General features: G+C 38.2%; 13 protein-coding genes and 1 pseudogene. All 14 read left to right on the top strand.

Annotation, left to right across the window (positions count from 1 at the left end; all coding sequences use genetic code 11):
* Positions 1-114 precede the first annotated feature (114 nt).
* Complete coding sequence (hprK, locus tag STRDD10_RS02150) at positions 115-1,047, top strand: HPr(Ser) kinase/phosphatase (protein ID WP_067192725.1); 933 nt, start codon at positions 115-117, stop codon at positions 1,045-1,047.
* Positions 1,044-1,826 (top strand): prolipoprotein diacylglyceryl transferase, encoded by a 783-nt coding sequence (gene lgt / locus STRDD10_RS02145; protein WP_067192723.1) that lies wholly within the window; start codon positions 1,044-1,046, stop codon positions 1,824-1,826. Before hprK ends, lgt begins: the two co-directional genes overlap by 4 nt.
* An 11-nt stretch (positions 1,827-1,837) precedes the next feature.
* Positions 1,838-2,224, top strand: a complete 387-nt coding sequence (locus tag STRDD10_RS02140) for a DUF948 domain-containing protein (RefSeq protein WP_067192722.1) — start codon at positions 1,838-1,840, stop codon at positions 2,222-2,224.
* 13 nt (positions 2,225-2,237) lie between these two features.
* Positions 2,238-2,672, top strand: a complete 435-nt coding sequence (locus STRDD10_RS02135; RefSeq protein WP_067192720.1) for a YtxH domain-containing protein — start codon at positions 2,238-2,240, stop codon at positions 2,670-2,672.
* A gap of 433 nt (positions 2,673-3,105) precedes the next feature.
* Positions 3,106-3,521 (top strand): annotated as a pseudogene (locus STRDD10_RS11850) (GNAT family N-acetyltransferase).
* On the top strand, positions 3,469-4,080 hold the full coding sequence (locus tag STRDD10_RS02130; RefSeq protein WP_156468562.1) for a DUF5052 family protein: 612 nt from the start codon (positions 3,469-3,471) through the stop codon (positions 4,078-4,080). Before STRDD10_RS11850 ends, STRDD10_RS02130 begins: the two are co-directional and overlap by 53 nt.
* A gap of 358 nt (positions 4,081-4,438) precedes the next feature.
* Positions 4,439-5,548 carry a glutamate 5-kinase gene (gene proB / locus STRDD10_RS02125; RefSeq protein ID WP_067192716.1) on the top strand — a complete coding sequence of 370 codons (1,110 nt, stop codon included), beginning with the start codon at positions 4,439-4,441 and terminating at the stop codon, positions 5,546-5,548.
* A gap of 10 nt (positions 5,549-5,558) precedes the next feature.
* The gene (locus STRDD10_RS02120) at positions 5,559-6,821 is read left to right on the top strand and encodes a glutamate-5-semialdehyde dehydrogenase (protein ID WP_067192715.1); all 1,263 of its coding nucleotides are present in this window, start codon (positions 5,559-5,561) and stop codon (positions 6,819-6,821) included.
* Complete coding sequence (gene proC / locus STRDD10_RS02115) at positions 6,821-7,618, top strand: pyrroline-5-carboxylate reductase (RefSeq protein WP_067192713.1); 798 nt, start codon at positions 6,821-6,823, stop codon at positions 7,616-7,618. The genes STRDD10_RS02120 and proC overlap by 1 nt, the downstream gene beginning before the upstream one ends.
* A 151-nt stretch (positions 7,619-7,769) precedes the next feature.
* On the top strand, positions 7,770-8,093 hold the full coding sequence (locus STRDD10_RS02110) for a hypothetical protein (protein WP_067192711.1): 324 nt from the start codon (positions 7,770-7,772) through the stop codon (positions 8,091-8,093).
* Positions 8,094-8,206: 113 nt separating this feature from the next.
* Positions 8,207-8,383 (top strand): hypothetical protein, encoded by a 177-nt coding sequence (locus tag STRDD10_RS10740; RefSeq protein ID WP_156468561.1) that lies wholly within the window; start codon positions 8,207-8,209, stop codon positions 8,381-8,383.
* Positions 8,376-9,476 carry a replication initiator protein A gene (locus tag STRDD10_RS02105; protein ID WP_067192709.1) on the top strand — a complete coding sequence of 367 codons (1,101 nt, stop codon included), beginning with the start codon at positions 8,376-8,378 and terminating at the stop codon, positions 9,474-9,476. Before STRDD10_RS10740 ends, STRDD10_RS02105 begins: the two co-directional genes overlap by 8 nt.
* A 505-nt stretch (positions 9,477-9,981) precedes the next feature.
* A complete protein-coding gene (locus STRDD10_RS02100) occupies positions 9,982-10,293 on the top strand; it encodes a hypothetical protein (RefSeq protein ID WP_067192707.1) in 312 nt (103 codons plus the stop codon).
* A 94-nt stretch (positions 10,294-10,387) separates the two neighbouring features.
* The coding region (locus STRDD10_RS02095) for a coiled-coil domain-containing protein (protein WP_067192706.1) at positions 10,388-11,927 on the top strand (1,540 nt) is incomplete at its 3' end.

Raw genomic sequence — 11,927 nt, 5'->3', positions numbered from 1 at the left:
AATTTATCATTTTAAAAAACAAAATTCACCATTTCCGATAAGAAATCATGCTTGAAGCTCTCCTATAGGACAAAAATTTGCTATAATGGAAGAAGAAAATTTAGGAGGACAGTGATGCCAGTAACAGTAAAAGATCTAGTAGAAAAGGTACGACTCACGGTTGAATTTGGAGAAGACGAGCTTTTAGAAAAAGAAGTCACTACTTCTGATATTTCTAGACCTGGGCTAGAGATGACCGGTTATTTTGATTATTACTCTCCAGAACGGATCCAACTAATGGGGATGAAAGAATGGTCTTATTTGAGTAAAATGAGCTCTCACAATCGTTATCAGGTCTTATTAAAAATGTTTCAACCACAAACACCAGCAGTCATTGTCGCGCGTGATTTGGAGATCCCAACTGAAATGTTTGAAGCGGCCAAAAAAAATCAAATTGCCATACTTAGTAGCAGAGTGGCAACCAGTCGACTTTCGGGGGAGCTGTCGAGTTATTTGGATTCTCGCCTTGCTGAAAGAACTAGTGTGCATGGTGTTCTGATGGATATCTATGGTATGGGGGTTCTCATACAAGGAGATAGTGGTATTGGTAAGAGTGAGACGGCACTTGAGTTAGTAAAGCGTGGTCATCGTCTGGTAGCTGATGATCGAGTGGATATTTACGCACGAGATGAGATGACCTTATGGGGAGAACCAGCTGAGATTTTGCGTCATCTTTTGGAAATTCGTGGTGTTGGAATTATTGATATTATGAGTCTTTATGGTGCAAGTGCTGTTAAAGATTCTTCTCCAGTCCAGCTGAATGTCTACTTAGAAAACTATGATACAGGAAAGCAATTTGACCGTCTGGGGAACGCTGCGGAGGAGTTCATGATAGATGATGTTACTATTCCACGTATCCGCATTCCTGTAAAAACTGGTCGAAATATTTCTGTGGTTATTGAAGCAGCCGCTATGAACTATCGTGCTAAAGAGATGGGATTTGATGCAACAAAGACTTTTGAAAATCGATTAACCCAATTAATCGAGAAAAATGGAGGACAAGCATGATTAATCCAGTTGCTTTTCAGATAGGTCCTTTTAGTATCCGGTGGTACGCGATTTGTATCGTTGGAGGATTGATTTTAGCTGTCTATCTCTCTATGAGAGAAGCTCCTAGAAAAGGGATTAAGGCTGATGATATTTTAGATTTTATCTTGATTGCATTCCCAATTTCTATTATAGGGGCTCGTTTATACTATGTTGCTTTTGAATGGAAAAATTATAGAAACAACCCCTTGGATATTTTTGCAATTTGGAATGGTGGTATTGCCATATATGGGGGCTTAATCGCTGGAGCAGTGGTTCTCTATCTTTTTAGTCAAAGAAGATTTATCAATACACTTGATTTTCTTGATATAGCAGCACCGAGTGTGATGATTGCCCAAAGTATTGGTCGCTGGGGAAATTTTGTTAACCAAGAAGCATATGGAGCCACAGTAGAAAACCTCGATTATTTACCATCTTTTATTCGAAATCAGATGTATATCGATGGAAGTTATCGCCAGCCGACTTTTCTTTATGAATCCTTATGGAATTTGTTGGGTTTTTCTTTGCTGCTAGTCTTACGTCGTAAAAGTCACTTTCTTAAACGTGGAGAGATTACTGCTTTTTATTTAATCTGGTATGGTTTTGGACGGATGGTCATCGAAGGAATGAGAACTGATAGCCTTATGTTTGCTGGGCTACGGATTTCACAGTGGTTATCAGCTATTTTAATCCTTGCTGGAATTGCACTCATTCTACATCAGAGAAGAAGTACTAAAACACCTTATTACAGAGAAAATTAAAGGAGAAAATTATGTTTGTTGAGATTGCGTTTGGTTTGGTTGGTTTAGCCTTAGTTGCTTTTATTGTTTATTGTATTTTACTGATTAGTAAAATTTCAAGAGTTGTAGATGAAGCTGAAACAAGTATTAAAACTTTGACGAGTGATGTTAATGTGACCCTTTATCAGACGAATGAACTTTTAGCTAAGGTAAATGTTTTGACCGACGATGTCACACACAAGGTTGCGACCATTGATCCTCTTTTTGTAGCTATTGCTGATTTATCTGAATCTGTTTCTGATTTGAATACAGAAGCGAGAGTTCTTAGTAAAAAGGCTGCAAGTGCAGGGAAAAATACAGTGAAAGCTAGTTCGATGCTTTCAGCATTTGGTTTGATTAGTAAAATTTTAAAAAAATAGAAAGTAGGATATTATGGGGAAAGTATCATCAATTCTTCTAGGAACGATTACTGGTGTAGCAACAGCTGCATTTCTGACTTCTAAAAAAGGTAAGGAAGTTGTAACAGGTGTAAGTGATTTAGTTCAAGAAATCACTGAAAATCCACAACAAGTGCGTGAACAGGTTGTCAAATCAGCAAAAGATTTTTCAGAACAAGCTAACCAAGGTATTGCTAATGTAAAAGAACGGGTTGAAAATGGTGAGATTACTGTGCAAACTATTTTTGAATCTGCTGTTCATACAGCTCAAGAAAGCTATACTAACCTAAAAGACAAACTTCAAGAACAAAAATTATCTAGTAAGGATGTAGCTGCAAGTGTAAAAAAACACTCACAAGAGCTACAGAAAGCTGATGGAGAAATTATTGAGGAAAATGAAATTGTGATTGATTTAACTGAGGATGAGTAGGTAAATGAAAGCACTAGCAAATGTTGGTAATGAATACCAGAAATTGAGACGTACGATGGACAGACTTTGATCAGTATGGGTGATGTAGTATTTGGTTGCTCTAAGACTGCGTTGAGGTGGTAGGTGAGATTTGCAAAGCAAGGTTTTTGTGTTTCCAACCGCTTTTCAAACTCATAAGAGTACTTAATCATCTGGAATAGGAGTGGGACAATGAATAGATTTTTCAAAATTCTAGTTGTCTCATTCCCTTTTTTCAAATTTTCTAGAAAATAGTTTTATTTTTAACCCTTTTCTTCTGTTAAGAATCTAGTAAATGAATGAGAGTTAAAAATTGGAATAGACAGCCATATCTAATGTTTACAAGAAGTGAAAAGAACTAGAGGATAGGAGAGTTTGTGCAAATTAGCCTAGTTGGTAGAGCAGATGTAGCTAGATTGGTATAGGTAATGCTCCTTATGTAAAAAATACGGCTATTACTTTTGAATATGTGATTCCGATAGTCAAGGAGGTCAGCCATCCTATAGAAAAAATTGTAACCCAATATCCCTATCTACTAGTGGAGGAGGAGGGAAAAGTTTTAAGTTATGCCTATGCATCATCATGCAACGAACGCGACGCATATGCTTGGTCAGCAGAATTATCCATCTAGATAAATAATATTAGTATGCGCTTTTACAAAAAAGAGGATATGTTCAAGTAAGTCACTTTCCTAAAATAGGTTACAAGTTTAATCAGAGGTTTAGACGCAAAAAACATTGGATACAAAAGAAGAGTTTTTTAGAAGAACAGAAGGTGTATGATGAAGAAAAAATGGGTTGTTTTAGTAGTATTGCTACTGAGTTTAATTAGTTTATCAGCTTGTCAAACAATCGAAAATTTGTTTAAAAATGCGAAAGAAGAATGGGTTGGCTTAAAAATGACGGTGAGAACCTTTGATGAAAACGCTCAACTCATTGATCAAATGTCTGGAAAATCATTGTCAATTTCAAGAAATGAAGAATTTGATTCTATTGATAGCGAAGGAAATTCAAAAGCAGATAGTTCGGTCTTAAAGGTCACTCTTGGGGGTTATGAGATTGACCATGTTGGTTCTTCTTTGATAGCATCAGAAGATGGGTTAATGGATTTATTTGCAAAATATCAAACGACTGTCGATATTGCATCAGCTGCTCAAGACGTTCCGATTGTGAATCGCATGGTGTCTGATCTAAAGAACGATTTTACTGGTAAAAAGAAAATTATACTAATCCGTTCTCAAAATGGTACCCCACTTGCTACATATGCTGGTGATAAAGTATCGCTTTTTGGTTCTGATGCTCCAAAAACTTCCGAATTATTGATAGATGGCAAGAGATTAGTGATTTATCGTTGTGACTATACTATCTATGATCGGGAATTATTGGAGTAAAGACTTGACAAATTTATATTTTCTTGTAAAATAAATATATGCGATGAGTCGATTTGCAGTTTATTGCATTTTGAAGCACGGGAGGTCATAACGCAGGAGCGGACCTTGGTAAGTTGTGTGAACCTACTTACCACATGAAGATGCCCCTAAAACCCTAGTCTTTGGACTAAGGTTTTTTTATTTTCGAGCATTCGAAATGAACGGACTCTTTTTTAGGGTAAAATAGACTTCATAATTGTTTGAAGTTCATTCTTATTCCTTTTTATTTTTAAACCATCTTCGTTTAGATAGAGCATCTAAGAACAGAAATTATTTATTTTTCATGATATAATATTACAATACACGAAAAGGATAAACTATGAAGTATAAACGAATTGTATTTAAAGTAGGGACTTCTTCATTAACGAATCGAGATGGGAAACTATCATCTAGCAAGGTGAAAGCCATTACGAATCAACTTGCTATGCTACACGAAAAAGGATATGAAGTTATCTTGGTTTCGTCTGGAGCGATTGCGGCGGGTTTTGGTTCATTAGGTTTTAAAAAGCGTCCTACTAAAATTGCAGATAAACAAGCTTCGGCAGCTGTTGGACAAGGCTTGCTTTTGGAAGAGTACACAACGAATCTGATGTTGCGCCAAATCGTTTCAGCACAAATACTGTTGACTCAAGATGATTTTGCAGATATGCGACGCTATAAAAATGCCCATCAATCATTAACTGTTCTTCTAAATAGAGGGGCAATTCCTATTATCAATGAAAATGATACAGTTTCTATTGAAGAGTTAAAAATAGGCGATAATGATACCTTGAGTGCTCAAGTCGCAGCTATGGTACAGGCTGATTTATTAGTTTTGTTAACTGACGTGGATGGGCTCTATACTGGTAATCCAACTAGTGATCCATCTGCCGAACGTCTGACTAAAATTGAACAAATCAATCAAGAAATTATTAATATGGCCGGTGGTGCGGGCTCTGCTAATGGGACAGGAGGCATGTTGACTAAGATTAAGGCAGCAACCATTGCAACTGAGTCAGGGGTACCTGTTTATATCTGTTCATCCCTTAAAGCGGATTGCATGATAGAGGCGACCGAAAAACAATCAGATGGTTCTTTCTTTGTTGCTCAAAGAAAAGGGCTTCGTACACAAAAACAGTGGTTGGCTTTTCATGCAAAAAGTCAAGGTTCCATATGGGTGGATACTGGTGCTGCAGAAGCTTTAACAAAGAATGGAAAAAGTCTACTTCTGTCAGGGGTTATAGAGGTGGAAGGTCAATTTTCATATCAGGATATAGTCACTGTTTATAATAATGAAACTGGTCAATCCATTGGCAAAGGTCGCGTACAATTTGGTACTTCTGCGATTAAAGATTTTCTTCAGTCTAAGAAAGCAAAAGGTGTCTTGATTCATCGTGATGATTGGATTTCCATAACGCCGGAAATTCAGTTACTACTAACAGAGTTTTAAAGGAGAAGACATGGTAAGAACACAAGAGCAATTAGAGGCAGCTAAAGCTGCAAGGAAAATCATTAATACTGCTAGTCCGGAAGTAAAAAATGCTGCTTTATCTGCAATGGCTGACCAATTGGTTGCGTCAACTGATCGTATTTTAGATGCTAACAAACAAGACTTACTTATAGCAAAAGGGAAGATTTCTGAAGTTATGCTAGATCGTCTCTATCTAGATAAAGAACGAATAGAGGCTATGGCAAGAGGAATTAGAGAAGTTGCTGCATTATCTGATCCAGTTGGTGAGATTTTAGAAACCAATGAACTTGATAATGGTCTTGTCATTACAAAAAAACGAGTCGCAATGGGGGTGATTGGCATCATTTATGAAAGTCGTCCTAATGTCACCTCAGATGCGGCTGCATTAGCCCTAAAAAGTGGCAATGCGGTTGTTTTGCGTAGTGGTAAGGATGCTTACCATACAGCATCAGCAATTGTTTCTGCTTTAAAAGTGGGGTTGAGACAGTCTGGTCTTAATTCTGATATTATCCAGCTGATCGAGGATACAAGTCGTGAATCAAGTTTTGAAATGATGAAGGCTAAGGGAAAATTGGATCTATTGATACCACGTGGTGGTGCAGGACTGATACAAGCAGTGGTTGAAAATGCTATAGTTCCTGTTATTGAGACTGGTACTGGAATTGTTCATGTTTACGTGGATCAGGATGCTGATGTAGAGAAGGCCTTGAAAATTGTTGAAAATGCTAAAACGAGTCGTCCTTCAGTTTGCAACTCAATGGAGGTTTTATTAGTACATAAAGAAATAGCCCCATTGTTTTTGCCACAACTTGAAGAGCGCTTAGTTAGTCGTAGAAAAAAAGATGGTCTAGAGCCGGTTTGCTTTCGTTTAGACTCTCTAGCGAATAAGTATCTTTTAGGAGAAAGAGCAGTAGAAGAGGACTTCCATACAGAATTTTTAGATTATGTATTGGCAGTAAAAATCGTTTCAAGTATAGAAGAAGCAGTGGAACACATTGAATCTCATAGTACTCACCATTCCGAGGCTATTGTTACAGAAAATGTGAATGCTGCAACGTATTTTAAACATCAAGTGGATTCTGCTGCCGTCTATGTCAACGCTTCTACTCGTTTCACAGACGGAGGTCAGTTTGGATTGGGATGTGAAATGGGAATTTCAACACAAAAACTACATGCTAGAGGACCGATGGGATTAAAAGAATTGACTAGCTACAAGTATATCATAGAAGGAACAGGACAGATAAGAGAGTGATGAAGGTTGGATTTATTGGTATAGGAAACATGGGGGCGAGTCTAGCCAAGATTGTGATTGAAGTCGTTGATGCGAAAAATCTATTACTTGCAAATCGTAGTCCTCAAAAGCTAGAACAATTTATCTCTGATTATGGAGGACAAGCAACGGATAACAGGGAGATTTTTGAAACATGCGATTATATTTTCTTGGGAGTAAAGCCGGCTCAATATCAGCCATTACTAGCGGAATATGCATCTGTGTTACAAAAACGTGATTCAATCCTCTTTTTTTCTATGGCAGCTGGATTGACTCTAGCAAAATTACAAACTTTTGTACCAAACCATCACCGTTTTATCCGACTTATGCCTAATACGCCAGTGTCAATAGGGGATGGAGTTGTTTCATACACTCTTTCAGAAAATTGTAATCAAGGAGATGAAGAACGATTGCAACAGTTTTTAGGGAATTCTGGTGAATTAATTCGCTTAAACGAAGAGTTGATGGATGTGGCTACAGGAGTTGCTGGTTGTGGTCCTGCTTTTGTTTATCTATTTATTGAAGCCTTAGCGGATGCCGGTGTTAAAAATGGACTGCCTCGTGATATCGCTTTAAAAATGGCTGCTCAAACAGTTTCAGGAGCAGGTCAAATGGTTCTCAAAACCAATCATCATCCCGGCTTACTAAAAGATCAAGTTTGCAGTCCAGGAGGGTCAACTATTGCAGGAATAGCTAGTCTAGAAAGTGGAGCTTTTCGTGGTTGTGTTATTGAGGCAGTGGATATTGCTTATAAACGGACACAAGAATTAGGAAAATAAAAGAATATCTGTATCCCTAAGAGCAGTATGGCAAAAACTTAGTAAGTGTCTAGAGTTTTGAGAAATTGAATAAAACTAAAATATATGAGAAATCGAGAATTCGGTTTCTCATTTTTGTTTTTCAAAACATACGAAAGGACACTAAACATCGATGAATGAAGTTGTAATCAATATTGATGCCTTGACTGTTGAAGAATATCTTATTCAGAATGAAGCCGAGGATATTACAGAGGTAGCTGACAAACTAGAGAATAGTAAAATCGGTTCAATGACTTCTATTGATAAGATTCTTTGGACTGTTAAAGAGAAAGGAATTAAGCATACCTTGCTTCCAAAAAATCTTGTTGGTACCTATCCTTACAGAATTGAAGGTAAAGGACGATGGGGACCGTGGGGAAGGATTTACCAGCTGACCTATGATGAAGCTATGTGGAAGACGATGGAATTTGCTCCTGAGTTTCTTGATTGCATTTGAAAAGGACAAGAAAGGAAATTCTATAAATAGATCATGGGAAAATCAATTTTGCCTTTAAATTTGAACGAGCAGGGTTTACCATTACGATTGAAAAAGAATAAAGGAAAAGTAATATGACTACAAATATAATGCAGACATACTCAAGAAATGCAGCCATTGAAGCTGTTATGAATACTACAGGACTGAGCAGAAAGCGTGCCATGAACGCTTTAAAAGAGTTAGAGAAATCAGGTTTATTAGCTTTCTCAATAAATGGAACAATGGTGGTGAAAGGAATCCAACATGGCTGATATTACGGTAAATCAATTAGCAACTCAGACTTTCTACCAGATACCTCAGATTTTCATGTCTCGCATTGAAAAACAGTATGTGGATGGGAAACTTCAAAAGAAGATTAAGCTAACGAGCCGCTATGCTAAGAAACTTTCAAACGATGCTAAATTAGCTTACGGTGCTTTATACGATCGTTGCTTATTAAGTATTAAATCTTACTCAGAAGGTAAGATGGACTATGTTGATCAAAATGGATCAGTTTTCTTAATTTTCACTATTGAGGATTTAATGGATTTGTTAGATAGAGGAAAAACGACAGTTCATAAGATTAAGAGGGAATTAAAAGAGGCAGGCTTACTTAGAGAAGTAAACCAAGGGGCTAATCGCCCTAACAGGTTGTACCTTCAAAATGTGGATGCTAGCCTGCAGGAGTATGAGCATTATATCCCTGAAGTGATTGTGAAAGGTCGAAATAAGGAGGAGATTATCTATACTCATGTGATGACTTTGGATTATGCTGGTAATGTTATCTTTGAAAAAAATGTCTCAGCATCCTCTGAGGGAGAAAATGGAAGTTCAGAAAATGAACGCCCAACAAATCCTATTAAATCAAGTAAAAATGGGAGTTCAAAAAATGAACGTCCAAAATCTGATATACACGGGGTTCAGATTCTGAACGGAACCAATACTGAGAATACTAATACTGAGATAATACTAGATAATAGTTCTAGAAAGCCTGCTCCAACTTCTGACGAATTGGATCATCCTGCTGGAGCTGATGATACTCTTTCTCAGGAAAATAGTGAGAAGAAATTTATCAAACCCGAGGTGTATTCTCTTTTGCAGGAAATTGCAGATAGCTATTTTGACCATCTACCGTGGGACAATGCCTATCACCTAACACATAGACAGAAGATGCAGATTGGGGGATATTTGGAGACGGGCTGGGCGACTAGTTCAGAAGTCTTGCATTGTATCGAGCGGATTCCTCAAGATTGTCAGAGTCCTTATGCTTATCTAATCCGTTCTGTTGAGAATTTAATTTCTGAGCGAAAGATGGAGGCGAAAATTTTAGCACATCAACAAGCTAACATGAAATATGGTGTTTAAAATGGCTAAACTAATTTTGAGCTTTGTATTTTGTGCTTTATTGATACTACTATTAACTGCCTTTGTGCTATTTTTGTTAGCTGTATATTACTTTACTTGATATGTTTGAACAGCTCTAGTTTTATTTTTAGCGATTACTGGTTTTTTACAGCTATCACGTTTTTCATATCTCCTTTCAAAACATCAATAGAACTTTTCGTGATAGTTGTGTAAAGCCAGTAATGGCTCGACCTCAGTACGTCGTTAAACTGCTAGAGTACATTGACAATTGAATACACCCACTGTCCTGATTAGCGGAACTAAGCATAAAAAGAAGAACAAGGGCGGTGTGTAGGCTAGAAAAGGATATCTAGTGCTGTTCCCCAACGTAAAAGCAGGCAAAGCCTAAGCTGAAGGAGTTTGCGGTTTCCAGACTTAAAACCGTGCGTAAAAAGTACAGTAGGTATGTTAAGGCATACTTCGGCATGGCTGTTATTCAGCCTTTGATTCACACAAGGAGGAGAATATGAATCAAATAAAATCAAGCAACGAGGTCACATTAACAGACCTCAGACGATTAGGTTTTCAAGGCGGTGCTACGGCTCGTCTTGAAAGTGGTGAAGAAGTTCTTTTGACGGATAAGTATGGCTTGATTGAGCGTAAAGGTTATATCGCTGGTCAACTCCAGAAAGTCATGACAGTGGCAGAGTATCCACGTATTTACAAGGACATCCGCACAATCAAACGAGATGATGTCTTGGTCGCAAGACGAATTAAACGTGGCAATGGCTCGATCTTACAGTTAACTGGAAAGGGCTATAACCGTACAAAATCATGACAAGATGATTTATATCAGATTATTTTGGATAAAATATCAGAAAATAACCAAAATATGCTATACTTGAAGTAGAAAAAAGAAAAGGAAACGCAAAATGGAAAAGAAACAAATCAATAAAGTTTTGGCAACTTCAGCTGTTACTTTGGCAGCAGGTACACTCTTTGGTATGCAAGGAGTTGCGGCTGATACTGTTGAGAACGTAGAAGTGCCAGCAGAAAATCAAGCTACCACAGCTGCCCCACAAGCTAAAACTCATGAAGAAGCTAAGGCAGACTACGTTGCGGCTGAGAGTGAAGTTTCACAAGCTCAAGCCGTTTATGAAAAAGCTGATCAAGAGGTGCAACAAGTCCAGTCAGCTCTTTCACAAGCTACCAAGGCTCAAGGCGATGCATCTTCAGTGATTTCAAATACTCAAGAAGCTATTGCTCAGACGGAAGTTGAAAAAGAAACTGCTCAAAAAACAGTTGCAGCTGCTCAGACAGCTGTAGCTGAAGCTACGGCGCAGAATCCAGAAATTGCTACTGAGTTGACAAAAGCAGAAGCTACAGCGATGCAGGCAAGTAGTAAGGTGGCAGAAACAGAAAAATCTTTGGAGATGGCTAAATCTATTAGCCAACAAGCTCAAGATAACTATCGTAGAGCTGAATCTGCAAGTAAAACAGCTGCCACTGATTTAGCAAGTAAACAACAGGAACTTATCGCTAATCAGACGGCTGTCAGTCAAGCGGAAACAGCAGTTACAACTGCTCAAAGTCTGTATGATTCTACGGTTGTTTCAACTCAAGCTAAACTGGCAGAACTCACTAAGTCAGTCCAAGCCACTGGTGAGAACTATATCACTAGTACCAAGTCTGTTACTATTGACTCGATTGATGGCAGTGCCAAAGTGGAAGCGACTAAAGATAGCCAACATGAGGCAGTCCTCTATGACGGCACTCGTACTCGCACGATTGAAATCAGTGCAGAACAGTTAAGAGAGTATCGTTCGACAGGTCGTTTTACCTATACTCCAAATACTGAAGCTATCTCACGCTATATGGTCACCATGTTGAAGGAATTGCGTCGTCTGAATGGTATTACCATCCCAGTGCCAGAAGTATCTCAGGAGGCTCTTCGTTACGCTCAAGCACGGGCAGAAGAAATGTTGAAGAATAACAAATTGAGCCATGATACCTTGATGGATAAGAGCATTCGGAACTCAGAGAATGCTGCTCGATTTGGCTACACCAACACTTCTGGATCAACGACAGCTATCTTGTCAGATGAACAAATGGCTTATCATTTGCTGAACAGTTACTTTGCAGACTATGAGAATGTGTATAGCGGTTCAGGTAGCGTTAACTACGGTCATCGTATTTCTCTTTTGACAGCCTATGGTGATGGTTTGGGAAATGGTTTTGCTGGTGCTTATCATGCAATGGATTTCCTAGATATTGCTCAGGATACCACTTTTGAAGAGTCTATGGCATATTGGGATGTGATGGGATCCTTCACTTATGAAGGAATCAACATGTATCGCAACGGTCAACGTTTAAAGTTTTTGCCACGTACAACTTTCAACTACATTGCGACCTATACAGAAACTAGCCCAAATACTGCGAAAGAGGCAGCTCAGGCTGCGCTTACAGCTTATC

Origin of the sequence: Streptococcus sp. DD10 (assembly GCF_001578805.1) — a bacterium.
Lineage (GTDB): Bacteria > Bacillota > Bacilli > Lactobacillales > Streptococcaceae > Streptococcus.
The sequence above is the reverse complement of the archived record's forward strand: the minus strand, read 5'-3'. Positions and strand labels throughout refer to the sequence as shown.